The sequence below is a fragment of the Methanocorpusculum sp. genome (assembly GCF_030655665.1).
Classification (GTDB): Archaea; Halobacteriota; Methanomicrobia; order Methanomicrobiales; family Methanocorpusculaceae; genus Methanocorpusculum.
In genome coordinates, this window is sequence record NZ_JAUSPQ010000005.1 from 56,559 (window position 1) to 81,755 (window position 25,197).

Consider the following 25,197-nt stretch of genomic DNA (forward strand, 5'->3'; position numbering starts at 1 on the left):
TACGTATGGATATAGCGATTATCGGAGCATCCGGTTATGCCGGGGGCGACCTCATCAGACTGCTGCTGACGCACAAGGAAGCAGACATAGTCTGTGCCACGTCACGAAAACTGGCAGGCACCCCGGTAACCAAAGATCACATCCACTTGAAAAATCTCATTGACCTTGAGTACACAAATCCTGATGTTGAAAACATCGACGCGGATTTTGTTTTCCTTGCGGTTCCTCATACCGCTGCCATGCAGTATGCCGGTAAACTGAAAGAGTGCGGTATAAAAACGGTTGATTTCTCCGCGGATTATCGTCTGCCAAGAGAGATCTATGAAAAAACCTACGGAGTGAAACACTCTGATTACTTCAAAGCACCGTACGGTATTCCCGAACTTCACCGCAAAGATGTAAAAAACGCAAGTTTTGTTGCAAACCCGGGCTGTTTTCCAACCGGGGCGACCCTTGCGGCAGCTCCGGTTGCAAAACTTGCCCACACGATAATTTATGATTCAAAGAGCGGAGTTTCCGGAGCTGGCGACTCGATTTCAGAAACCACACACTTCCCAAACGTTGCTGAAAACATCCTTCCCTATAAAATAACATCCCACAGACATCTGCCGGAGATGCGTCAGGAGGCAGCATTCCTCGGATCGAAAGCAAATGTCTACTTCACCCCACACCTCCTCCCCGCTATAAGGGGGATCATAACAACTGCGCATATTCTCTTCAATGAACCAATGGAGCTGGAAATGATACAGAAACTCTATCAGGACTTCTACAAAAACGAACATTTTGTCCGACTGCAGCCTGCAAAACTCGGAGGGGTCAGAGGTTCGAACTTCTGCGACATCAACTTCGAACTTGAAAATGACGGGACAAGACTTGTTGCCGTATCGGCAATAGACAACCTAGTGAAAGGAGCCTCAGGTCAGGCGGTCCAGAACATGAACATCATGTGCGGATTTGACGAAGCCGAAGGTATCAGAATGCCGGGGATGTTCCCATGACCGCAGAGTTCAGAAGCATCTGCGCCGTGGAAGGGGTGAACGCCTGGGGTATGAAAGAGGGGAAGTACGGCCTTGCTCTCATCCAGGCATCCGGAACCGGGGCAGCAGTCTTCACGAAAAACAAGGTCCGTGCCCCTGTCGTTAATTTGATGGCGGAGCGGACCAAACGCGGAAAACTCGCAGGCATCATTGTGAACTCGGGATGTGCCAATGCCTATACAGGGAAGCAGGGCCTTTCCGACGCAGAAAAAATGGCAGCGATCGGGGCAGAGGCACTCGGGATCAGCGAACTCGAGTGCGGGGTCGCAAGTACTGGAGTGATCGGACGATACCTTGATCTTGACCTGATCAGAAGACAGGCAGGAAACGTTGCCGGCCAACTCGCACACTCCCCAGAGGCGGAAACCGCGGCGGCAAAGGCAATCATGACGACCGACACGCGGGAAAAGCATGCAGTTGTGCGCCGCGAAGGATTTACGGTCGCGGGTATCTGTAAAGGCTCCGGCATGATCGCCCCAAACATGGGAACGATGCTTTCGTTCGTGTACACCGATGCGGAGATCCCGGCAAAACAGCTTCAGGCCAGCCTGAAGTCTGCAGTGAAACGGAGTCTGAACAGGGTCGTCGTAGATGGAGATGAAAGCACAAACGACTCGCTCTTCTGTACAGCAACCGGAGAAGCGGGACATGTCCCGGTGAGCGAGTTTTCCAAAGCGCTTGAAACTGTCTGCATCAGTCTTGCAAAGCAGATCGCAGCAGATGGAGAAGGCGCAACGAAAATGCTTGAAGTCAAGGTGTACGGCTGCAAACGTGAACGTGACGCAGAAAAAATCGCAAAATCAGTCATCACCTCCCCTCTCGTGAAAAGTGCCGTCTACGGCGAAGATCCAAACTGGGGCAGAGTTGTCTGTGCCGCAGGATACGCCGGCGTTGAGTTCACGGTCGAGGAGCTTTCTCTTTCGATCGGTGAGGGGGAGAGCGAAACCCAGTTAGTGAAAAATGGTGTTATTGTGGCGGACCTAGTACGGGCAAAAGCCGCGATGGCAGGCGACCACGTGGTTTTCACCCTCATGCTTGAATCAGGAAACAAACAAGCCACCGCGTGGGGCTGCGACCTCACGGAGAAATACGTGGAGATCAACGGGAAGTATACAACATGAACAATAGACAAAGTGTGCTAATGGAGGCACTTCCGTACATCCGGAAGTTCCACAAAAAAACGATCGTAATCAAACTCGGCGGACATGCTATGGTCGATCCGGGCATCATGAACTCGGTCGTTCAGGATGCCGTTCTGCTCCACTACGTTGGAATGCGTGTCGTTCTCGTCCACGGCGGCGGACCGGAGATCACGCTGAAGATGAAGGCCCTTGGTAAAGAGGCAAAGTTTGTCGGCGGTCTTCGCGTGACGGATGAGGAGACACTTGAGATCGCCCAGATGGTCCTTGCTGGAAAAATCAGCAACATGATCGTTTCGATGATCGCAAAGAACGGTGCAAAAGGCGTGGGCATCTCAGGAAACGACGGCGGTCTGGTCATTGCAGAGAGGATGCCTCTCAGAAAGATGATGGTCGGTGATGAGGAGGTGGAGGTGGATCTCGGCTTTGTTGGAGATGTGAAGGAGATCGACTCAAAGCTTCTTGAGACTTTGCTGGATGCAGGGTATATCCCGGTAATTTCACCTCTGGCTCTCGACCGGAAAGGAAACGACCTGAACATTAATGCCGACACAATGGCCGGAGAGATCGCCGTCGCATTAAAGGCGTTCAAACTGATTTCTCTGACCGATGTGGACGGGGTAATGAACAAAGACCGGACCGAGATCTTCCACAGACTCACGCTGAAAAATGTGGATGCACTGATGTCGGACGGCACAATTTCCGGCGGGATGATCCCGAAGCTTGAGGCAAGCGTAAACGCGGTCCGTCATGGTGTTGAGGGAGCACACATCCTGAACGGGAATTCCGAACACAATCTGCTTCTTGAACTGTTCACCAATGACGGAGTCGGTACGATGATCACTGCCTCGATGATCTCGTTATAAACGAAAATACCCAATCTTTTTTTAGGATGGATATCCTGCCCATCAATGAAATTGAATTTCGATGCATATTTATTACCTGCGGTCCTAGTTCTCAGTAATGGGTTTTATTTGTCCGATGACAAAAGAGAGATGCATGGGCAAGCAGTGCAAATTCTGGCGTGCCGATGCAAAAATCGATAAAAAAGCCGATACATTCTATGAGCTGAGTACGGGAGAGTGTCTGTTTATCAAACTGGCAAACCATCTGCTTATGAAGTAAAGGCAGGAAATATTATTTTTTCTATTTTGTGTATTATGAGATATATTCCGGAACCCTGATCATTAAGATCTCAGAATAAAAATCAAAAAATAGATGATATTCCAACAATCATTCAATCGATAACCAGCATACTGCCGAAATATGTCGAATCGTCCGCCGGCTCCATATATATCAGGACATAGGTTTCCTGCATCGTCTTCGGATCCCAGACCTTGCTGTACATCAGTCCGCCGCCTTCCTGCGACAAAGAAATACCCTCACGTATGATCGACATACCATACGAATTACTCATACTCAGCTGATTCGTCCCGACCAAAGACGGATCCATCGAATATGCCAGTATCGTGCCGTTTTCCGAAACAGCAAACGGATACAACCCCCCCTGTCCGTTCAGATCACTGTTTGGATCATTGATCAGATCCGTTACTGCAGGGATCCCCTCAATAATTGTGAGATAATCCATACCTCTCACCTGACTGACCAGCTCCTCACGCTTTTGCCAGTCAATATACGATGTATTCGAAAACGGCTGATCCTCCAGATATATACCAGAACCGATGAACCATGTATCATCAATGGCCATCACATAGGATAACTTCATCTCGCTCACAAAATTATTGGCCGGATTTTCATACAGAGACATCACAAATCCGCCGCCAAGATTTGCCCGAGCGACCGTTCGCTGGATATACTTGATGCCTGTCGTATCCTGCAGATACCAGCGGTTTTCCCCGATCAGATCCGGCTGATGCGGGAGTGCCAGGACCGTACCATTCATGTCATAGGCGAAAATATACAGTTCGCCGTCTATATATTCCCCGTCTGGATCATTGAATGCGGCAAGAGCTGCTGTCTTACCTACTTTAGTTGCATACACGTAGGCATTCTCGACAAAACTCTTCAGCTCCTCCACACTGACGTTGGATCCGCCGGTTCCCGCGCTTTCGGGAACATTATCGGTAAGAACAACACGCCACTCCTTTTCGGGTCCGATAAACGCCGTGTTCCAAACTGCATTTATCTGTGTTTCTTCAACTCTGGATGTATCGTAGAAGTGATAGGAGATGTTCCCGGATTCATTCGTCAGAACAGTATTCACCATATTCTGGAGTTCGGGCGTCTGAAAAGAGGGATCGTCCGTCAGGTATTTTCCGATCTCTGCGGCATTTTCATCATAGAACATCAGACTAGTGGTATGCATGGCCCATAACGTATAGCCGTATTCGTTCTTGAGATACTCAGTCAGTCCGGAGAATAAACTATCTATATCATAGGAAAGCCTGAGGACGCCGTCATACTCACCATTAGCATCATACACAGGTGTGATGATCATAAGCCCGCGGTCCCCATCCTGGTATTGATAGAAATCCGAGACCATACAGGAAGATCCAGCGGCTTCAAGTACATCCACCGGATAATTGAGCCTGGACTTGGTTACGCCCGGGACCCACCACGGATCAAGGTATCTGGTCGTGGAGATCAGCGTATTGTTCCTGTCGAATCTGCCTATCTCGACCGAGAGCGGGATCTCGCTCCTGAGTTTATATAATGCGAGTTCCACTGCAGGATCATCTGCCGGGATACCATCCAGTTCGCGGGCCGTATTCCACAAAGAGGAAGTAACAGATTCCATCTCAGCCTCAATGATCTGGATAACCGGGGTCAGGGCGTCGTTCATTTCATTTATCTGCTCATCAGACACAGGTTTTAGATCAGTTGGGCTGGGGGTTATGCAGCCGGCAGCAGACACAAGAAGTACTGTGAGGCACAGGAGGAGGATTATTGAAAATGCATGTCGGGCCAATCTTATCACCACTATTCATATACTGATATGGATGTGCAGTAATTATAGTTAAGCATTATGGGAGTCGCACACATGCTGCATATCTCCATGAATAATCATGATAATAGAGGTAAAACTATGGAAAAACTGGAAAAATAAATAATAATGCATTGTCAGAAAACTGTTAAGACAAGCTCTTTTTCAGCCAGTTTCTCAAAGCTACCAGCTGTTCTTTCGTGTGAAAATAATGCTCGCCGTTTTCCGCGATCTCGAGAACGGCCGAATTCTTTTCTGCAAAAGCGGACACTTCAGCCAGCGGCACCAGGTCATCGTTCCTGCCGTAAAGAATACCGGTTGGCACATTCCAGGCGCCGATTGGGTGGGTTTTTACATAAAAGTAATAATCCCAGTAGAGCGTTATCCCGATCGGGAGGACGATCTCCTGTTTTTCTTTCAGCATCTGTTCACTTACCTGAAAGCCGGTCATGAGATCGTCGATGATCCGTTCCATACTGATCACGGGAGAGAGAAACAGGCTTTGTTCGACCGGCAGATCCTGATATGCCAGCATACCAAAATACACCCCCATGCTGCAGCCGAAAAAGCTGATATGGTCCGAAATAGAACAGGCATACTGATAGACCGCCGTCAGATCGCTCACGCACGTATCAGGTTTGCAGGGATACATTTTTTTCGAACGTTCCCCGTGTTCGGGAAGATCGAAACTCAGGACCTGATATCCTTTTTTGACCGCTTCCCCGGCAAAGATCACGATCGGCTCATCCGCTTTGTTCGACATGTTTCCATGCACGGCGAGATAGAGGTTTCAGGTATGTTCTCCCCAGAGAATCGCCGGGATGCTGATGGTTTTATTTTGGATAGTGACGGATTTTTGTAACATTTACCTGCCTACCTTCATGATTTTATTAACAATATGAGATTTTTCAGCAACCCCATATTTTTGTAAGATGGTGAAATCTAAACTTCATTTATTCTATTTTCCATTATTATGATGTTTCTGGATTGGGTAGTAATGTACAGAGAAGTTTCCCGTTTACGTTATTCACTTGATAAAGGTTAGTGCACAAATAATTTGTATATTTTAATATATCATCTTTCAAATTATCTTCGATATTTTCACCTAGGTAGATATTTTTGGGGTTGGTATAGTCTGGATAATACACACCATATTGCAGAGGATCTACAACTTCATCCTCGTCATACATTGGATTTCCTATGAATGGTTCGAAAAAGAATGCACGCCATTCGTCTTCTACATGATATTCTGAGGATTTAAGGAGTGATATGAGGATACCAAAATACCAGAGAAACATTCGTCCGTTAACTGGATGGATCCAACCCTCATTATCTCCATTAATTACAAAATCTGACAGATCAGCTGGTTCATCCAGATAAATCATCGGATATAAACGTTCATAGAGACATGGTTGTGAATACCCCCACCATGTCTTATTCCAGGTTGCATCATATTCAACACAGATACCCTTAGAATTATCTGCATAGTTGCACCACATATCTGGATTTAGTGGATTAGTTGTGAAAGAACAGAGCTTCAGGGTTGATCTCAGAACATTTTTCTCGTCATTGATACTCAGATTTTGAAACTCGGTTACAATCCTTCTCTCCTCCTCGTTATATGATTCGGAAATTGGGAACCGATACCATCGTCCATCAAATTTATCTGAATAAATTTTTGGATGTGCAAACCAATGTGCTTGATTTTTAATAAATTGTTCCGCATATTTGGGTTTGAGATATTTACAAAATATTTTCGGACGATTTTCTTGGAGTAATTGGCAACCTTCATTTCGTTTATCAACATCGTCATTAAAAAATAATCGATAAAAGTTCCTCACCCATTCAGAATTATACATGATATGATGATTTACCTGAGCTTTTATTAAGTGTCGTGTCACCACCTACCCATCTTAGTCATCTTCACATGGAGATGCAGTAACCCCGAATAAAAAAGTAACAAATAATTCTCAACAATATTGTGGTATAAATTATTACAGGGTCCAACGAGATGAAGAGCGAGATAATTTTCAAAGGGCTGTTGTCTAAGTTCAACTAAAAAAGGGAGAAATTTATACCGCCTCTTTTCCGAGATCGAATGCCTTTTCATTGATCTGGATGGTCTTGGGCGGAACGTTACGGCGAACCGCTTCGGACAGGGATTCAACGGCAAGCGGGAGTTTATGTGAAGCCGCACCGAGAAGAACGATGTTTGCCGCAAGGGGATTTCCGGCCTTGGCAGCAATACCCGTAGCATCTACGAGGATCACCTTTGCCGTACCAGCTTTCAGTTCGGCCTCGACATTATCGATGGTCGGAACCTGCTGTTTTCCGGAAAAGACCGAGGTCGGGACAACTATCTCACGGTTCACGACCATCACGCCGTCAGGTTTGAGGAAGTGACGATAGCGCACCGCCTCAAGGACATCGAATGCGATCAGAAGATCTGCGGTGCCCGGAGCGATCAGAGAACCGAACTTGCCGTCGATCCGGATGTGTGTTTCCACCGAACCTCCGCGCTGGGACATTCCATGTGTCTCGGCTCCCCGGACATGACGACCCTCGATCACGCAGGCGTCGCCCAGAACATTCGAGGCAAGGATCGTCCCCTGCCCGCCGATACCGACGATCAAAACATCAAAACTCTTTTTCATTGTCTCGCACCTCCGCGGTGGATCGCGCCCGCCGGACAGATGTCCGCGCAAACGCCGCAGCCGGTACAAAGAGCGGTGATCTTTGCGGCGCCGGTCTCATCTGTCTCGATCGCCGGACAGCCGTACTTCAGGCAGGCTCCGCATTTTGTACACGCTTCCGCATCCACGACGTACCGGTTTCGTTTGATCCCGAGCCGTTTGTTCATGATAACGCAGGGCTGTTTGGCGATGATGACCTTCACCCCGGGTTTTTCCTTGGCTTCCCGGAGAGTGGCAAGAAGATAGGTCAGATCATACGGATCGACCGACTCCACATAAGAGACCCCGCAGGCTCTCGCCAGTTCCTCGAGTGAGATCTTCGGTGACTCTTCGCCGGTCGCAGTCAGACCGGTGTTCGGGTTCGGCTGGTGGCCGGTCATGGCGGTGATCCGGTTATCCAGAATGATCACGACCTGATTCGTATTATTGTACACCGCGTTGATGAGCCCGTTCACTCCGGTGTGGAGGAAGGTCGAGTCGCCGATCGTCGAGACCACGTCGGTTCCCGGGCAGGAGTGGGCAATGCCCGAGCCGACCGTGATCGAAGCTCCCATACAGATCGTCGTGTCGACGGCTCCGAGCTGGAGACCGAGCGTATAACAGCCGATGTCGGACGGGAACACGCCGTCTTTGAAGACCTTTTTTATTGCGTAAAAAACCGAGCGGTGGAGACATCCTGCACAGAGGATCGGCGGACGGACCGCAACCTGGGTCATTTCCGGTGAGGCAGGGAAGGTGTTTTTCGCAAAACCGACCTTTTCAAATGCTCCGGCGATCAGGGCGGGGGAGTATTCTCCCTCATGAGGGAGATAACCGTCAAGTTTTCCATGAACGATCGTCGAGGACGCGGCCTGGAGTGCCGCTTCTTCGATGACCGGCATAAGCTCTTCCACAACGAGGACCTCGGTGTGCTGAGCAAGGATGCCCAGAAGCCAGTTCCGGTCGATCGGATATGCACTGATTTTGATGAACGAAACGTCATCCGGGATGATCTCCTCGACATAGGAGATGGAAATTCCTCCGGCGATAACCGCCTTTTTCCCGCGGATCTCTGCAGAGTTGAGACCTGCCTCCACTAAGTATTTTGCGACCTCTGGCTGTTTTTTCGTGAGGATCGCATGAAGGGGACGGGTGTTTGCCGGGATCACGACGTACTGCTTCGGGTTCTTGACAAACTCGCCTTTCCGGGTTGAAGGAGTCGGCGTACCGAGAGTCACATCACCCTTTGAGTGGCAGATCCTCGTGGTTGGACGAAGAAGAACGGGGAGAGAGAACTTTTCGGAGAGTTCGAATGCGGTTTTCGTAAAGTCATGCGCTTCCTGAGCGGAAGAGGGATCCAGACACGGGATCTGGGCAAACTTCGCATACATCCTCGAGTCCTGTTCGTTCTGCGAACTGTGCGCGAAGGGATCGTCAGCCGATAGAACCACAAACCCACCTTTCGTCCCGGTGTAGGCCGAGGTCATAAGAGGATCCGCCGCGACATTCAAACCGACATGCTTCATCGTCACAATCGACCGAAGGCCGCACCAGCTTGCAGCCAGAGCATTTTCGAACGCGACTTTTTCGTTAACTGACCATTCTACGTAGTACCAGGGATCTTTTCCGGCACGCAGTCGGTCAACTACCTCGGATGACGGGGTCCCGGGATACCCGGAAACAAAGTCAACGCCCGCTTCGAGACAAGCATGGGCTATAGCGTCATTTCCAAGGAGGTATTTCTTGGGTGTCTCATCTGCCATATCTCCATAATGTTTGGCATGATAAGAGAATAAGGCTACGTCAGAGGCAGGAAATGGATTTCAGAACCTATTTATATGGCAACATCCTATGTAGTAAGGTAAAAGGGGGCCCGTAGCATAGCTAGGTGGTGCGCCCGGCTGATAACCGGGAGGTCATGAGTTCGAATCTCATCGGGCCCACTATTTTTCTGATTTTTGTTGTGTTTCTGTGATCCTGGTTTCTGTTTCTGCAACGCGTGCGCTTCCATAAACGTATCGAAAAAAGAGAACAGGTTTTGGGTATGACCGTGTTCAGGTCGTTTTCTGCTGAAGAAAGCCGAGGGTCAGACTGAGTGCGTCGAGGAGATCCTCTTCCGCGAGGGAGTAATCCCGGATCGCCGAGAAGAGCATGTACAGGATATCGTAGCCGTAGAAAGCAAGAGCATCTTCCGTTGAAAGGGGCGAGGCATAGGTATCGACCACAAAACCGTCGGTCGAGAACATCAGTTCATAAAGGACACCCTTTTCCGATGCCACACAGAACTGCTGAGTGACCTGTTTTTTGGGATCATCCGGCCGGAAACTTACGGGGGTCTCGGATTTCCCGAGGATGATCATTTTGTCAGGGTAATACATCTGGTCGTAGAGATCCCCTTTGGCATCCTGTTTTGCTTTCTGCAGGAAAAGTGAGCCAACTGCCTGTACCACCGGAACAACGGCCGAGATCATATTTTCGAGAAGGACCTTGTCCTCCTTAACGATCAGGTCAGCGGTATCCTGCTGTTTTGCTTTTGTTTCTTTGATGACATCCAGGAGACGGTCAAATCCCTGTTCTACAATAGGGTCCATACAGTATAGTTTGACCGTCCCGATAGATTAACTACGTGCCTTGTGCTATCTGTATACAAGAATAATGGATTATTTCATCGCCCTGAACCAGATTCTCATCCTGTTTCTTTTGATAGGAGTCGGATACTTTGCACGAAGGATCAAGATTTTGAACGACGCTTCCGTCTCTTCCCTCTCGAAGTTCCTTCTGCATATCTGTATTCCTGCGATGGTGATCTTCTCGATGCAGATTCCTTTCACGAACGAAGTTCTCATGAAGGGGGAGTATCTGATTTTAGCAGCGTTTGCTTACTACGGGGTTGCGTTTCTGGTTGCCTGGTTCGCTCCCATTCTGATGCGGGCAAAAAAGGAAGAGTACGGCGTATTCCGGTTCATGCTCATGTTCTCGAACTCGATGTTCATGGGATTCCCGATCCTTGCGATGCTGTATGGACAGGACGCGATTTTTTATGCGGCGATCTTTAATATTCCCTTTACCATACTGACGTACTCGGTCGGCATATGGCTCCTGAGAGCACAGGAGAAAGATAACGGGAAGATCTCGTTCGATCCGAAACTCCTGTTAAATCCGGCGTTTCTTTCAACGATCCTGGGACTGATCTTCTTCCTGACGTCGTTTTCGATCCCTGACCCCATTTACAGTTCTCTGGAGCTGCTGAACAATGTTACGACACCGCTCTCTCTGGTAGTGACGGGCGGGTTCCTCGCCCAGCTGAAGTTTGCCGCGATCTTCAAAAATGTCCGGCAGTATATCGTTGCGGCGATCCGTCTTCTGGGTATGCCGACCCTGATATATCTGATCTTCTCGCAGTTCATCGACGACCCCCTGATTCTGGGAATCATCGTGGTAACGGCAGGGATGCCGGCGGCAGTAAATACAGTGCTGCTTGCAGAGGAACATAAAGCTCATCCAGATATTGCGGCCCAGGGTATCTGTATCTCAACGCTGCTCTGTCTGGTGACCCTACCACTCTTGGCGGTGTTTTTGACAGGGTGAGATAGGGGACACGTAAAAAAGAGGAAACGTTCCTGATTATTGTTCAGAATACCAGGCGGCACCCTCATGCATTTTCGCTATGAAGGTATCCTTCCCGGAACGCCGGAGTTCCAAAAGAGCGTCCAGAAGATTTTGAACCGCCACTTCACTATAGGGGTTCTCTCTCTGGATAGAATAATAGAGTGCTCCGTTCTCCCGGGAAACCTCTTTGGATACAGCAATCTGTCTGGAAAACGTTGTCGATGCCGCGGTACAGAGTGTTTCGAAAGGAAAACCGCTTTTGACAAGTGCCCCGCTGAAAGCAAGATTTACCGCATGGGAAAGGCCGAGGACGTAAGCAGCGATCGGATCGTGCTCCTCAACTTCCATTCGAAGAATAGTCCCGCCGCTGAAAAAACCTGCCACTTCATCCACAGCAGCGCTGTTTCCAGAAGAACACACGATGATGTTTCTGCCGGCGATTGAGGCGGCACCCGGTCCAAACATTGGATGGACTGAACATATCCTGACTCCGGACGCTGCCGCGTTGCGGAGAACCGGTATGATTGGAGTTTTCACCGAGAGAATATCAAAGATGAGGGCATCTTTCTTCTCTGAAAGAACCTCCTTGATGATTCCTGCAGAGATACCTATCGGCGTCGATACGACAATGACATCGGCATCTCTGCACCCGGATGGAATATCCATTACGGGATACTGTGACTCTTCTGTGCAAACATCATTGATAGTTACGATGTGACCTCTCTCCGCAAAAAATGCTGAGAGCCATCTGCCCATACCGCCGTTTCCCCCTATAATGAAAATCTTCCGGGGAACAGCACGGCGAGGTATCCTTCCCTGCACGTCAACAGATTCATCGATAACCGCCCGGGCGATCCGTGCGGCCGCCTCTGGGCTCACTCCGAAACCTTTCCCGGCGTCAACATACCTTTGGACGACGTTTTTTTCGACGGCGGGAACCACGACCTCCTTGTTCGCTGCTGCCTTTTTCTCGCCGATCACCAGAGCGATTTTATTCCGGCGGCCAACCAGTTCCATGATCTCGCGGTCGATCGACGCCAGTTCATCCCTGAACCCGTCAATTTCAGACAAGAAATCCTCCTCTGAGTGCAAGATCTGCAAGCGTGAACACAGTCATCGCCTCAACAACAATCGCTCCCCTGTTCGCGATACAGGGGTCGTGGCGTCCTTTCACCGAAAGATCCACATTTTCCCGGATCACCAGATCCACGCTCATCTGCTGTTTTGCGATCGAAGGAGTCGGTTTGAATGCCACTGAAAAATCCAGAACGCCGCCGCTCGCCATCCCGCCAAGGACCCCGCCAGCATGATTCGTCAGCGTGACGACGGAATCTCCCTGAAAACGGTAGGCATCGTTGTTCCCGGATCCGCGAAGACCTGCGGCGGCAAACCCCTCGCCAAATCCGATAGCCTTCACACCGGGAATGGCGAAAACCGCTTTGGAGATCTCGCCGTCGAGCGTGTCAAAAAACGGCTCGCCAAGACCTGCAGGCAGACCCGCGGCAAAGCACCGGACGATTCCGCCGACACTGTCCCCCTCCGATTTCGCGGTGAGGATCTCGGTTCTCATCCGGCTCTCGATGTCGGAAGACATTGCCCGAAGCGGATTGATCCGTGACCTCGTCAGCACATCGGCAGGATCGTAGGTATTTGTATCGATGACGCTTCCGATGCGGGTAACGTATGAACCGACGGAAATCCCCGCACTGCCGATCAGATCCCGGAGAAGAGCACCTGCCGCAACGAGAGGCGTCGTCATTCTGCCGGAAAACATCCCGCCCCCCCGGATATCATGAGCCGAACCGTATTTACAGACCGCTGGGTAATCGGCATGACCCGGCCGGGGAACACGGCGGAGCTGTTCATAATCCGAACTCCGGGTATTGCTGTTTGAAAAGGTGATCACGACCGGGGATCCGGTGGTAGTTCCATTCACGACACCGGATATCTCCGGGATATCCGTCTCCACACGCTGAGTTCCAATACCTTCGGATGGTTTCCTGAGTGCAAGATCAGCCGTGATGAGATCCTCATTCACGGGAAAACCGGGAGGAATCCCGTCAATGATACAACCGATACGGCTGTCATGACTCGCCCCGAACAACGTGAGTGTTAGCGCTTCTCCAATTCGATTCATTCTTCCCTCATATCTGCACCGAGTCTCTGCATATCTCTGACAAAACCCGGGTAAGACACTGCACAGCAGCCGGCATCGTCGATGATGGTCTGACCATCTGCGATAAGTCCGGCGACCGCTGCAGCCATCATTATACGGTGGTCGCCAAAGGTAGTAACATTTGTCCCGGAAAGGTCAGCCTGACCCGTAATAATGCATCCGTCTTCGGTCTCTTGGATGTCAGCACCCATAGACCTGAGGAAACGGGCGGTGGACATGATCCGGTCGCTTTCCTTGAATCTGAGATGGGCCGCTCCGTATAATCTGCTGGTACCGTTTGCCTGACTTGCGAGGACCGCGATGATGGAAAACAGATCGGGGGCGTTCGCGAGATCGATGTCTGCTGACGTCAAGTCCGCTTTTCTGACCGTGACCTTTTCACCATCACGAATGACCACTGCCCCGAATGTTTCAAGAATAGAGATCACGACCTGATCACCCTGCGGATCGGCCGGGTCGAGTCCGGAAACGGTGATTTCGCCGGTGAGTGCCGCCGCCGCAAACAGAAATGCGGCCGATGAGTAGTCGCCCCCAACCTGAACATCCACCGGAGAAAAGACCTGACCGGAACGGACAAGATACCCGTCATCGGTTGTCTCGACCGAGACACCGTGCTTTTTCATGGCAGAAATCGTCATGTTCACGTAGGGTTTTGAAGTGAGGGAGGTAGTCAGATGGATGTTTGTATCTGTTTTACCAAGCGGAGCAGATATCAGCAGGGCAGAGATAAATTGAGAACTGACATCTCCGCGAATATGCACCTCGCCGCCGGACGCCGGTCCCGTAATGGTGAACGGAGCACAGCCATTTTCGGAAGTTACCCCGGCTCCGAGCTCTGAGAGGGCATCAAGCAGCGGCTTCATCGGACGGGAACACAGCGAAGAGTCGCCGGTGAATCCGGTCGTTCCCTCCAGATGCGATGCGATACCAGCAAGCATTCGGATGGATGTTCCCGAGTTTTTGCAGTTTATCACAGTGCCTTTGGGGAGCGGGACGTGCAGATCACCACCCATAATCGTGATTCTGTCATCTGATATGCAGACGTTTGCTCCAAGGGCTTGGACCGCATCAAGGGTCGCAAGAGTGTCTTCTCCCAGAAGAGGAGAAAGAACAACAGACTTTCCTTTCGAAAGACCCGCAAGGAGAAATGCACGGTGCGTATGACTTTTAGAGGGAGGAGCACAGACCTGTCCCGAGATCCGTGATGAGGATACGATAAGTTTCATTTCACACCCCGTTCCTGATATTCGCGATAAGGATATCCTCCCGTCCGAACCGGTCAAGAAACTCTTCAAGCCCGTCCGTTGGAACAAGGATCCCGGTGGCGGGACCAGTTCCGGAAAGTCCGGCGGCAACTGCCCCGCAGGAGAGGGCCTTGTCCGCGATCTCCGGAGTAATACCGATCGCTTCACAGGTACATCTTCCATTTACATACATCGCTGAAAAAACATCTCCTTCGACCGCCATATCGTAAGCGGCTGAAACCATTTCACACATTTCACGCATCTTCTCGCTCGGAAATGCGGATTTCCGAATCTGGAACGGCGGGATATGGATCACGGCCGTGTAGCCTGCGGGCATCGGGCGGCGGAGCAGAAGTTCGCGTTTCAGATTGTCGGTGAATACAAGACCGCCGAGCTGACAGGCGCAGGCATCATCAAATGCCCCGGTTATACTAACACCCGCCTTTATTGCGGCCGTAGCGCCGATTCTGCCGATCTCCAACGGATCGATACGAACACCGAGAGCCGCGGTGGTGGCCGAAATAATAGCATTCGCTGCGGAACTGCTGCTTTTCAGGCCCTGAGATATGGGAATATTCGAGGTGGTCCTAATCACCGCACCGTTCATTCCCGCGTCGGGATACCGCTGAAGTACCTCCTCAACGGAGAAACGGGCGAGGGAGACAGACTCGGTTGGGTGACCGTCGATCTCAACGGAAAACTCTTTTTCCGGAATGAGCTGGACGGTCGCCTCGGTTTTGAGATCGATTCCAAAGGCCCCCCCTTTTCCGGTAGAGATCGCATTGATTACCGAGAGAGCACCGTAGGACACGCCTTTCCCGATCATGCCGCCCTCGCTTCGAATGCTTTTCTCATCACATCCCGGTCAGGGATGATCCCCGTCCAGAGGGTGAATGATGCGGCGGCCTGTTCGATCAGCATGGTTTTTCCATTGATGCATGCCCGCACACCAGCTGCTTTTGCAGCAGCAAGGAGCGGAGTAATTTCCGGATCATAAATCATGTCCATGACGACAGTATCCTTGGTGAATACGGTATTCGGAACTGGAGAATGATTCTCAAACCCGCTCATGCCTGCCGGGGTTGCATTGAGAATGATCGTGTAATCAGGAGATAGCTCCCCCATTCTCACGACACGGGCACCAAACCTGCGGGCAAGTGTTTCTGCCCGGGAATGGGTCCTGTTAGTGATCGAAAGATGAGCTCCGGCAGCTTTGAGATACGCGGCGGCGGCCTTCGCTGCCCCTCCGGCTCCAATAATGAGTACCTCGGCACCCTTTGGATCCGCATCCACCGAAGCAAGCGACGCGGCGATTCCCAGGATGTCGGTATTATATCCCTCAAGACCGGCGGGAGAGTTTCGGATAGTATTCACTGCCCCGGCGGACTCCGCAAGAGGGTCGACCCTATTCAGAAAAGGGATAACAGATTCTTTATGGGGTATGGTTACATTCATGCCGGTGATCCGATATTTTTTGATAACATCCGGGATAAGGTGCAGCTCCTCCGGAGCTGACGGGATCTTCACATACCTGCCGGGGATCTTCGCAGCTTTGAATGCTGCGTTGTGAATTTCAGGTGAGGATGTGTGTGTCAAGGGGTATCCGATTACAGCAGTGATTAGCGGATTGGTGCCAACCCTGACAGACTCCTCTAACGTAATCTGACCCGGAGCTGATGCCAGTTCCAGTCTTAAAGCACAGTAGTTGAGCATTGAACCAAGATCAGATGACCGGAGACGCGTGATCTCTCCGGCAGCTCCCATGCCTATGAGGATAAATGGAGATTCCGTTTCTCTAAGAAAGGACGCGGCGGTCCAGACTGTAAGCAGATCGGCCGGTCCCCTCACCATGAATGCGGCTTTGGGGATCCCTGAAGAGTGGAGATCTTTGAAGATAGTGAGGATTTCATCCGCAGCGGGAGTTTTTTCAAAGTCATGATACGAACAGATGACCTGTTCTTTTGGAAACTGATTTCTCAGGACCGAATCTGATTCTATGTCGATGTACTTCGCACCCGACGCGAGAGCACGGAGGAAAATCTCCTTTCGCTCTTCGTCCAAAGGGGACCTGAGTGTGGCTACTGACGGGATCCCACACGCAAGAAAGGAGAGATCTCCCGGTATGACCGAGAAGGCATCAAGCCGGAATTCAAGAGCCTGCGCTCCTTTCAAGATCGCTTCTTCTACGAGGATCCGCGCTTCCTCTTCATCTTTCGCCACAATAACGGCACAATTCGCAGTCATTTTTCGCAGATCGTTTCCGCCATCGTATGTCCGAAGTGGCGGCCGCCGCTTTCAAGTCTGACATAGACCTGATCTCCAATCGAGAGATCAGAGACGGAAACCGCTCCCAAGGGCGTTCCAAGGCGTATGGTCTCGGCATTCTGCAGGACGACAGAGTAATTCTTTCCACCGGCATTTACCTCGATATAGAGCATAGGGCGGACCTCGATTTTGACTCTGCCGACATTCACGGTCCGCAGGCTCCCGTCAGGCATGCGGGAAAGCAGTTCATTCCCGCTGGATATCTCAGAGAGATATTTTGTCGTACCGTCTGGACAGAGAATGTATGAATGGACGGCCCCGGCGTTCACCCGGAAAGGACGCGAGTTCACGTACTCGCTTTCAAAACTTTCCGAGCAGACGAGGAAGAGACAGGAAGACTGAGAACCGATCAGCATACCTTCGCCCTGCTCAAGAAGCGAGCATGTATCGATACAAACCCGGTCCCCTAAAGAAAGGGTAGATATCCGGGTGATCACGGCAGTTTCCAGCTCGACTATGGGGTATTCAGCATTTCTTATCCCGGAAAATGCGGCGAGGTCGGCAGGCCCGTCCGGCGTGATGACGATACCATCAGAGCCCACCTCCATTGTTTGGAAAGCGAGACGAGCTTCTTCAGGGGTCTTCACGCAAATATATACACTCGTCTCGGCATTCTGGAACCTGGAGATGAGATTTTCTAGAGGGATGACCTTCCAGTTTTCGGGGGAGATGATCAGATTTGGAACGGCATTCTTCAGGCTGTACGCCTCCTCCATCTCCTCAGCACCAGTTAGATTCAGGAGAATCCCTATCCGTTCACCGGAATACATGAGATTTTTGCCATCGGCTAGTATTGCAGTATATCTGCCGAGGTGGCTCAGTGCCTCATCTTCAGGTTTCAGGATGATATGGGTATACCCTGATTCCAGAGCTGAGGCGACGACGGCTTTTCGTTCGTCATAGGTCGGCAGATGGTCGGCACGGATCAGGATTGGAGGTAGTTGAACGGTCATTTATTTCACCGGGTGAGGTGTTTTGCTGCTTCTTCCACGGATGCGTCCCTTAACACGATATCGGTGACGGCCGAGGTAATACCAATGATATCATTGTGCTGGAAGATGTTTCTTCCGATTGAGACCCCTTTTCCTCCTGCATCGAGGGAGTCACGAACCATTTGAAGCATCTCCATATCAGATCCCATCTTCGGACCCCCGGCGATGACGACCGGGATCTGGGCTCCACGGACCACTTCGCGGAACGTATCGATATCTCCAGTGTAACTGGTTTTTACGATATCAGCACCGAGTTCAGCGGCCACCCGGGCGCAGGTTTTGAGGGCATCCACGTCAAATGAGTCTTTGATGTTTTTGCCGCGGGGGTAGACCATCGCAAGGAGCGGCATTCCCCACTGCTGGCATTTGCGGGAGATCTCACCTGCATTACAGATCATTTCGGGTTCGGTATCGGCTCCCAGATTGATATGAATGGATACGGCGTCCGCTCCAAGCGTTATTGCCTCCTCAACGGTCGTAACGATCACTTTCGAGTTGGGATCGGTTCCAAGACCGGTCCCGGCGGAAAGATGGACGATCAAACCGATATCTTTTCCGGACGTTCTGTGCCCGAAGGGGACCATCCCTTTGTGCATGAGAACGGCCGTGGCTCCGCCGATCGAGATTTTATTTATGGTGTCACGCATGTCGGTGAGCCCAGGTATTGGCCCCATCGAAATGCCGTGATCCAATGGTACAATGACGGCACGACCGGAATTCCGGTCTATGACCCGTTCCATACGGATATTTTTTCCAAACATGTGTGCTAATGATTAGCACGGTGACAACATCAATCTTCTGGATAAAGCAAGACAGGTCAAAATATGATCTTTCTCTTCGGATAATCTTTGTTATTTATATAATAATAACTACATTTGGTGTATTTTTTATTTCATATCACCATCTCAAAATAAAATATTTTGGGGACACGGAACCCATAAAGAAAATTATCCAGTGTGAAACCCAGACTAACGCAGAAAATATGAATGCAGAAATAAAAAGATGAGGAGAGTCAGAGATGTTACTTTTCTCCCCTTCCAAGTTCCCTGTGGGCTTTACCGAGATGCTGGGCGCCAAGTGCTCCAAGCAGTGATAACTCACCTGCAAGAACACCGGCTGCCACGATTTCGGCAAATGCTTTCGCATTATCTCCCGGATTTTCCGCTCCGCCGGCCACGCCGAGCATGGCAAGACTTGCATTCTGAGTAGCGATACTGGTCCCCCCCCCAATTGTTCCAACCTGAAGAGAGGGGAGTGTAACCGAAACATATACTCCACCTTCGACCATATCCACGGTCGTGATCGCATTACTTCCCTCGACCACGTGGGCCGGGTCCTGACCGCAGGCGATGAACATGGCGGCGATAACATTCGCAGCATGAGCATTGAATCCCAAAGAGGCAGCACGGGCAGATCCAGTCAGATTTTTCCGGGTATTGACATCGGCAAGGGTAGCTGAGTTGGTCTTAAAAATCGTGGATACAAGTTCATCCGAGAGAAAAACCCCGGCAGAGATCGTCTTTCCCCGACCCTCAATGATGTTGATCGCCGAGGGTTTTTTGTCGCAGCACATGTTTCCGGAAACGGCGATAAGTTTTGCCTTCGTCTCTTCCTCAATCAGGTGAGCCGCAGCTTCAGAGGCAATAGTAACCATGTTCATGCCCATTGCATCCTTCGTGTCGAACTCAAAACGGATAAAAACGCTCGTACCTGCCGTATACGTAGTAAGTCCTATCAGTTCGCCGTGGTTTGTGGTTTCTTCGGCGGCGACTTTCAAAAGAAGGAGATTGTCTTCGGCCCATCGAGCGACCTCGGCTGCGTGGGCCACGCTCTTAGCCGAAAAAACGGGAGCACGCGTCATTCCATCTCTGAGAATACGTACCTCTGCACCTCCTGCTTTGGTGATAGCTCCGCACCCTCTATTGATCGAGGCGACAAGAGCACCTTCGGTCGTCGCAAGCGGGAGCCAGTAATTTCCATTCGCATACTCGCCCTTGACAGATATAGGTCCGGCCACTCCAAGCGGGATCTGAACACAGCCGATCATATTCTCGATATTTCGGGTTACAACGCGATCAATGGGTATCGTATAGGTCCCGACAGCGGAAAGATCCGCGCCGGTCTCTTCTTCGATATATTTACGGCGAAGAGATACGGCATCATCTGCCGGCATACTCTTTTCCAACGCGTAAAGTTTCAGATCCCCGGAACGGATCTTTGCGAGATACTCATCCATAATTATACAATAGTTCGGAAGGGACTAATACATTTTTCTGTCAAACAGGCAAATAGTATTCAGGCATATGCAGAAATACGCTCACATTCTGGACCTTGTCAGAGAGAGGAATCCCCTTGTGCATCAGATCACCAATTACGTTACGGTAAATGATTGCGCAAATATGACAATCTGTTTCGGGGCATCCCCAGTGATGTCGCACGCACCTGAGGATGTAGTAGATATGATAAAAATAGCGAGCGTTCTCGTGCTGAATATCGGAACTCTTGACGAAAAACAGATAGAAGGAATGCTTACTGCAGCAAACGGAGCAAAAAAATACGGTATTCCCATCGTTCTTGATCCCGTAGGAGCAGGGGCGACCCCATACCGCACACAAACCGCGGAGAGGTTTATGAACGAATTTCCCATCTCCGTCGTGAAAGGGAACGCAGGAGAGATCGGGACCCTCGCCGGCGTCTCGGCAACAGTGCGGGGAGTGGACTCCGGGAATATATCAGGAGAGCCGAAGGAAATCGCACGCAGTTTCGCAAAAGAATATGGATGTACTGTCGTTATGAGCGGAGCAGAGGATATCGTAAGTGACGGAAAACGTGTCGTCGGCATTGTAAACGGCGTGCCAATGATGGGGAAAATCTCCGGGACCGGTTGTATGGCGAGCGCAGTCTGCGGCGCCTGCACTGCAGTTTCGAACCCGGCAGACGGCTGCATCGCCGCGATGACTGCGCTCGGCATCGCCGGCGAAGAAGCGGCAAAAACTGCAAAAGGTCCGGGATCATTTAAGCCGGCATTTTTCGATGCAGTAGCTTCACTTACAAACGAACAGTTTATCAAATCTGCGAGGATCTCTGAGTATCAATGAAGTATGATCTCTATGTGGTAACCGACGAGGAACTCTCAAACGGCCATTCCCATGCAGAGATAGCAAAGCTCGCAACCAAAGGAGGGGCAGACATTATTCAGCTCCGCGATAAGAAGATGGACTCGGCATCTCTCTTTGCCGAAGCAGTGAAGATTCGCGAGATCACGAAAGACAAAGCCCTTTTCATAGTAAATGACCGGGTCGATATTGCTCTCACGTCGAAAGCGGATGGAGTTCACCTGGGTCAGAGCGACCTGCCGGTAGAAGTCGTAAGACGCCTTGTTCCAGATGATTTCATCATCGGCATCTCCATCAGTTCTGTCGAAGAGGCATTAATAGGGGTCCGGGACGGAGCGGATTATGTGGCAGTAAGTCCGGTTTTTTCGACCATCTCAAAACCAGACGCCGGTGAAGGCTGCGGACTTGCCTGTATCTCTGCAGTAAGAAAGGCTGTCCCAAAAGAGATCCCCGTGGTCGGTATTGGAGGCATCAACAGTGAAAATCTCTGCGAGGTCATCACGGCAGGTTTAGACGGGATCTGTGTCATCTCCGCAGTGGTAAGTGCCCCCGATATAAAAAAAGCCGCGGAAGATCTGCGTGAAAAGATCCGGAACGTAAAAAATGAGTGAAAAAATCATGCAGTGGTGCGTGCGTATCCCCGTTCTGGAAGGAGAAGAGGGACGCAGAAAACTGATTGCCGAAGGAAAAGTCGATCGAAGCCTTCGACCATACGTCGAAGAAGGATATCTGCTAATCCCCGTTCTCGAAGAGACCGGTCTTCAGGCAGAATTTTCCACAACAAGCCCCCGCGAGGAGCTGCCCCGTCATGAACAGATCGGCGGGATCGTAGTTCTTCAGGAAGAAGATACCGTCGGAGCCGCGAAGATCCTTGCTGCGCGGCCTTCGGCCCACACAGCCCTTTTTGCCACCTCACCGGTCGAAGGTGAATTTAGAACAAAAACGTTCAGAGTTCTTGCAGGAGAAAATACAACCGAGACGTTGTATCATGAATATGGTCATAGAATGATCATCGATCTAACCGCGGCATATTTTTCGGCACGACTCTCAAATGAACGCCAGAGAATTCTTTCATCCATGAAAGAGGGAGAGAGAGTTCTTGATATGTTCGCCGGGGTCGGTCCGTTTCCAGTGATGCTGAGCGGAAAGGCGAAGCTTGTTGTTGCAAACGACATAAACCCATCCGCAGTTTACCTTCTTCAAAAAAACATCCGGCTAAACCATTTGCATAACGTAGTACCCATTCTCGGAGATGCGATGAATCTTCCGTATATGCTCGATTCGATGAAGTTTGACCGCATAATCATGAATTTACCATTCGCAGCATACGGATTTTTAGCCGGAGCTGCAAAACTTGCGGCTAAAGGCGCAGTCATCCATCTCTACTCACTTGTCGAGAAAGAGGGAGAACACAATGAAGATATTCTCCGTGCTTTTCCGAAGGCGAAAATCACCGAACGATTTCTTCGTTCCTATTCGCCAACAAGCTGGCATGCTGTGTATGATATAGAGGTCGGCGATGAAATGTAAGATCTGCGGTACCGGAAGTTTTGCGGATCTGAAATGTGCCGTTGACGCTGGAACGGATGCAGTCGGATTTCTGATGGGGATTACCCACGTAACCCAGGATACCGTAACCCCCGAAGAAGCGGCAGCAATGATCAGAACACTCCCTCCGTTCATCGAACCGGTTGCAGTAACTCATTTGCAGGATGCACGCTCCATAATCGATATCATCCAGCGATCCAGATGTACCACAGTCCAGATCCAGAACACGATATCTCTGGAAGATATTACAATGATCCGGGATGCTTTGCCGTATATTCGTATCCTGAAAGCAGTGCATGTAATGGATGCATCAGCCCTAAATACAGCCCAAGAGGTGGCTGCCTATGCTGATGCAATTATTCTGGATACACGAACCCCTGAGCGGCTCGGCGGGACCGGACTTACCCATGACTGGACTATCAGTGCGAAAATCGTAAAGTCTGTTGGGATCCCCGTGATCCTGGCAGGCGGTCTCACTCCGGAGAATGTGGCCGCAGCAATCCGTCAGGTTCACCCTTACGCAGTGGATGTCCACACCGGCGTAAAGAAAAATGATGTCAGGGATGCCCTTAAGACAAAAGCATTTGTTGAGGCAGCCCATACGACGATCTGAATCATACAATCTTTTTTTCCAAAAAATTAGACTTCAATCACTGTCTGCGGACAGGTTTTGAAGTGATTTGCATATCCGGTCATGTCGAGCAAACCATGACCTGAAAGATTGAATACGATTGTCTGCTCTTCGTTCTTTTTCTTTGCCTCAAGAGCAAGGTCAACAGCAGCCCTAATTGCGTGAGAGGATTCAGGTGCAGGAATGATGCCTTCAGTTCTCGCAAAGGTAACTGCGGCCTGGAAAACCTGTTCCTGTGTATAGGATACAGCATTGATGGTCTTGTTGTCATACAATCTTGAGACAAGCGGATTCATGCCATGATACCGGAGACCGCCTGCATGAACGGCATTCGGGGTAAAGTCATGCCCGAGAGTATGCATTTTGAACATTGGGGTTATACATCCTGAATCGCCAAAATCATACCGGTACTCTCCTTTTGTAAGAGAGGGCACCTCGGCCGGCTCGACTGCGAGGAAATTTGTATCAACTTTCCCATGGAGTTTCTTATGGATCATCGGAAATGCAAACCCTGCGAAGTTACTTCCTCCGCCTATGCATGCGATCATGTGATCGGGTGTGACATCAATTTCATTCAGCTGAGCAATCAGTTCCTGGCCGATAACAGTCTGATGCATACATACGTGATTGGCGACACTACCCAGACTGTACTTTGTTTTTCCAGTCGGATCTTTAACAGCCATTTCCACTGCTTCAGTGATGGCAGTTCCAAGGGTTCCACCGTAGGATGGATCTTTTGCCAGAACAGATTTTCCGTACTCGGTGATCGAACTCGGTGACGGATAGACAGTCCCCCCATAGGTTTCCATGATATATCTGCGGAACGGTTTCTGCTCGAAACTCACTTTGACCATGAAAACAATCAGATCGAGATCAAAGTAGTTGCAGGAGAGAGAAAGGGCAGACCCCCACTGGCCCGCTCCGGTTTCAGTGGTCAGATGTTCGGTTCCGTCACGTTTATTGTAATATGCCTGAGCAATAGCACTGTTCAGTTTGTGGCTGCCGGTTGGGCTGACATCTTCGCGTTTGAAGTAGATCTTAGCGGGAGTTTTTAGATACAGCTCAAGATGATATGCACGCTGAAGCGGCGTGACGCGACCAAACTGTGCATATGCTTCTCTGACGACCTCGGGGATATCAATGAACCGATGAGTCGTGTCGAGTTCCTGCTCGACCGATGTTTTACAAAACACGGGTGCAAGATCTTCGTGGGTCACAGGTTTCATTGTCCCCGGATTAAGAATGTCCGGGGAACCAATATCAACAGCGATATTATACCATTTTTTGGGGATATCATCCACTGTAAGGGTCGTACGACCATCTTTAGGGAACATATATACAAGTGGCACCCAATCGTATTTAATATATGTGCAACATTAACCATATAATTACAATGATGAACACATATGAACATTTTAAAGAGTGCAAGAGGAGGGATCCGCGCAGATATATTTCATGAAAAAATACGATTCGAAGTTTCAGATATTATACACTAGTGAGATCTCGTGTCCCCTTCTGTTATGATGTATGCTGGATACCTTACGGTAGCCGGATAGATCAGAACAGAAAAGGAACACAAACAAAAACACGAGAGCTTACACTCAACATAAAAAACACAAACAAAACATTTCAAAAGAATAAGGGGGGGTGCAGCGTTGACCAGTTCCCGAGAATTCGCATATCTCAGTACAATGACCGACGCAAGAGAGCTTAACTGCCGGGTTCGGAATGGGTCCGGGTGGAACCTCTCTGCTATGGCCGCAT

At 50.2% G+C, this 25,197-nt stretch carries 24 protein-coding genes, 1 tRNA gene and 1 rRNA gene; 10 read left to right on the forward strand and 16 right to left on the reverse strand.

The features are described from left to right. Positions 1–5: 5 nt before the first annotated feature. The 4 genes from argC to Q7J08_RS03160 all read left to right on the forward strand — a co-directional run bounded on the left by argC (position 6) and on the right by Q7J08_RS03160 (position 3,301). Positions 6–998 (forward strand): N-acetyl-gamma-glutamyl-phosphate reductase, encoded by a 993-nt coding sequence (gene argC, locus Q7J08_RS03145; RefSeq protein WP_304910238.1) that lies wholly within the window; start codon positions 6–8, stop codon positions 996–998. Next, the gene (argJ, locus tag Q7J08_RS03150; RefSeq protein WP_304910239.1) at positions 995–2,158 is read left to right on the forward strand and encodes a bifunctional ornithine acetyltransferase/N-acetylglutamate synthase; all 1,164 of its coding nucleotides are present in this window, start codon (positions 995–997) and stop codon (positions 2,156–2,158) included. Before argC ends, argJ begins: the two co-directional genes overlap by 4 nt. Further along, positions 2,155–3,042 carry an acetylglutamate kinase gene (gene argB / locus Q7J08_RS03155; RefSeq protein ID WP_304910240.1) on the forward strand — a complete coding sequence of 296 codons (888 nt, stop codon included), beginning with the start codon at positions 2,155–2,157 and terminating at the stop codon, positions 3,040–3,042. The genes argJ and argB overlap by 4 nt, the downstream gene beginning before the upstream one ends. Positions 3,043–3,157: 115 nt before the next feature. Beyond that, positions 3,158–3,301, forward strand: coding sequence for a hypothetical protein (locus Q7J08_RS03160; RefSeq protein WP_304910241.1), 144 nt, complete (start codon positions 3,158–3,160; stop codon positions 3,299–3,301). 112 nt (positions 3,302–3,413) lie between these two features. Here the strand turns inward: Q7J08_RS03160 and Q7J08_RS03165 are convergent, their stop codons facing one another. The 5 genes from Q7J08_RS03165 to iorA all read right to left on the reverse strand — a co-directional run bounded on the left by Q7J08_RS03165 (position 3,414) and on the right by iorA (position 9,555). Continuing rightward, a complete protein-coding gene (locus Q7J08_RS03165) occupies positions 3,414–4,979 on the reverse strand; it encodes a cache domain-containing protein (protein ID WP_304910242.1) in 1,566 nt (521 codons plus the stop codon). A 289-nt stretch (positions 4,980–5,268) separates the two neighbouring features. Further along, positions 5,269–5,883 carry a carboxylesterase gene (locus Q7J08_RS03170; protein WP_304910243.1) on the reverse strand — a complete coding sequence of 205 codons (615 nt, stop codon included), beginning with the start codon at positions 5,881–5,883 and terminating at the stop codon, positions 5,269–5,271. A gap of 208 nt (positions 5,884–6,091) precedes the next feature. After that, a complete protein-coding gene (locus Q7J08_RS03175) occupies positions 6,092–6,979 on the reverse strand; it encodes a DUF2971 domain-containing protein (protein ID WP_304910244.1) in 888 nt (295 codons plus the stop codon). A gap of 213 nt (positions 6,980–7,192) precedes the next feature. Continuing rightward, complete coding sequence (locus tag Q7J08_RS03180) at positions 7,193–7,774, reverse strand: indolepyruvate oxidoreductase subunit beta (protein ID WP_304910245.1); 582 nt, start codon at positions 7,772–7,774, stop codon at positions 7,193–7,195. Further along, positions 7,771–9,555 (reverse strand): indolepyruvate ferredoxin oxidoreductase subunit alpha, encoded by a 1,785-nt coding sequence (gene iorA / locus Q7J08_RS03185; protein WP_304910246.1) that lies wholly within the window; start codon positions 9,553–9,555, stop codon positions 7,771–7,773. Before iorA ends, Q7J08_RS03180 begins: the two co-directional genes overlap by 4 nt. Positions 9,556–9,661: 106 nt before the next feature. Between iorA and Q7J08_RS03190 the strand changes: the two genes are divergently transcribed. Beyond that, positions 9,662–9,735 (forward strand) — tRNA-Ile (locus tag Q7J08_RS03190). Between the two features lie 111 nt (positions 9,736–9,846). On the opposite strand, the gene Q7J08_RS03195 is transcribed toward Q7J08_RS03190, so the two are convergent. Then, positions 9,847–10,383: a hypothetical protein gene (locus Q7J08_RS03195; RefSeq protein WP_304910247.1), complete on the reverse strand. Its 537-nt coding sequence runs from the start codon at positions 10,381–10,383 to the stop codon at positions 9,847–9,849. A 64-nt stretch (positions 10,384–10,447) separates the two neighbouring features. Here Q7J08_RS03195 and Q7J08_RS03200 point away from each other — a divergent pair, with 64 nt between their 5' ends. Next, positions 10,448–11,380: an AEC family transporter gene (locus Q7J08_RS03200; protein ID WP_304910248.1), complete on the forward strand. Its 933-nt coding sequence runs from the start codon at positions 10,448–10,450 to the stop codon at positions 11,378–11,380. A 36-nt stretch (positions 11,381–11,416) separates the two neighbouring features. Here Q7J08_RS03200 and Q7J08_RS03205 read toward each other — a convergent pair whose 3' ends face one another. The 8 genes from Q7J08_RS03205 to hmgA all read right to left on the reverse strand — a co-directional run bounded on the left by Q7J08_RS03205 (position 11,417) and on the right by hmgA (position 20,374). After that, a complete protein-coding gene (locus tag Q7J08_RS03205) occupies positions 11,417–12,472 on the reverse strand; it encodes a prephenate dehydrogenase/arogenate dehydrogenase family protein (protein ID WP_304910249.1) in 1,056 nt (351 codons plus the stop codon). Continuing rightward, a complete protein-coding gene (gene aroC / locus Q7J08_RS03210; protein ID WP_304910250.1) occupies positions 12,465–13,538 on the reverse strand; it encodes a chorismate synthase in 1,074 nt (357 codons plus the stop codon). The genes Q7J08_RS03205 and aroC overlap by 8 nt, the downstream gene beginning before the upstream one ends. Further along, on the reverse strand, positions 13,535–14,803 hold the full coding sequence (gene aroA / locus Q7J08_RS03215) for a 3-phosphoshikimate 1-carboxyvinyltransferase (RefSeq protein ID WP_304910251.1): 1,269 nt from the start codon (positions 14,801–14,803) through the stop codon (positions 13,535–13,537). The genes aroC and aroA overlap by 4 nt, the downstream gene beginning before the upstream one ends. Position 14,804: 1 nt before the next feature. Continuing rightward, complete coding sequence (locus Q7J08_RS03220) at positions 14,805–15,647, reverse strand: shikimate kinase (protein ID WP_304910252.1); 843 nt, start codon at positions 15,645–15,647, stop codon at positions 14,805–14,807. Continuing rightward, the gene (aroE, locus tag Q7J08_RS03225; RefSeq protein ID WP_304910253.1) at positions 15,644–17,065 is read right to left on the reverse strand and encodes a shikimate dehydrogenase; all 1,422 of its coding nucleotides are present in this window, start codon (positions 17,063–17,065) and stop codon (positions 15,644–15,646) included. Before aroE ends, Q7J08_RS03220 begins: the two co-directional genes overlap by 4 nt. Next, a complete protein-coding gene (locus Q7J08_RS03230) occupies positions 17,062–18,099 on the reverse strand; it encodes a 3-dehydroquinate synthase II (protein ID WP_304910254.1) in 1,038 nt (345 codons plus the stop codon). The genes aroE and Q7J08_RS03230 overlap by 4 nt, the downstream gene beginning before the upstream one ends. A gap of 5 nt (positions 18,100–18,104) precedes the next feature. Beyond that, on the reverse strand, positions 18,105–18,899 hold the full coding sequence (locus tag Q7J08_RS03235) for a 2-amino-3,7-dideoxy-D-threo-hept-6-ulosonate synthase (protein ID WP_304910255.1): 795 nt from the start codon (positions 18,897–18,899) through the stop codon (positions 18,105–18,107). A 260-nt stretch (positions 18,900–19,159) separates the two neighbouring features. Further along, positions 19,160–20,374, reverse strand: a complete 1,215-nt coding sequence (gene hmgA / locus Q7J08_RS03240; RefSeq protein ID WP_304910256.1) for a hydroxymethylglutaryl-CoA reductase (NADPH) — start codon at positions 20,372–20,374, stop codon at positions 19,160–19,162. A gap of 67 nt (positions 20,375–20,441) precedes the next feature. On the opposite strand from hmgA, the gene thiM reads away from it, so the two are divergent. From thiM to Q7J08_RS03260, 4 genes are read left to right on the forward strand one after another with little or no spacing between them, the layout of a single operon-like run. Beyond that, positions 20,442–21,236, forward strand: coding sequence for a hydroxyethylthiazole kinase (gene thiM / locus Q7J08_RS03245; protein WP_304910257.1), 795 nt, complete (start codon positions 20,442–20,444; stop codon positions 21,234–21,236). Beyond that, positions 21,233–21,865, forward strand: coding sequence for a thiamine phosphate synthase (thiE, locus tag Q7J08_RS03250; RefSeq protein ID WP_304910258.1), 633 nt, complete (start codon positions 21,233–21,235; stop codon positions 21,863–21,865). The genes thiM and thiE overlap by 4 nt, the downstream gene beginning before the upstream one ends. Further along, positions 21,858–22,784, forward strand: coding sequence for a class I SAM-dependent methyltransferase family protein (locus Q7J08_RS03255; protein ID WP_304910259.1), 927 nt, complete (start codon positions 21,858–21,860; stop codon positions 22,782–22,784). Before thiE ends, Q7J08_RS03255 begins: the two co-directional genes overlap by 8 nt. Continuing rightward, the gene (locus Q7J08_RS03260; protein WP_304910260.1) at positions 22,774–23,415 is read left to right on the forward strand and encodes a phosphoribosylanthranilate isomerase; all 642 of its coding nucleotides are present in this window, start codon (positions 22,774–22,776) and stop codon (positions 23,413–23,415) included. Before Q7J08_RS03255 ends, Q7J08_RS03260 begins: the two co-directional genes overlap by 11 nt. Before the next feature lie 26 nt (positions 23,416–23,441). Here the strand turns inward: Q7J08_RS03260 and Q7J08_RS03265 are convergent, their stop codons facing one another. Next, positions 23,442–24,767, reverse strand: a complete 1,326-nt coding sequence (locus Q7J08_RS03265) for a TrpB-like pyridoxal phosphate-dependent enzyme (protein ID WP_304910261.1) — start codon at positions 24,765–24,767, stop codon at positions 23,442–23,444. 310 nt (positions 24,768–25,077) lie between these two features. Further along, positions 25,078–25,197 (reverse strand): 5S ribosomal RNA (gene rrf / locus Q7J08_RS03270); the annotation flags it as partial.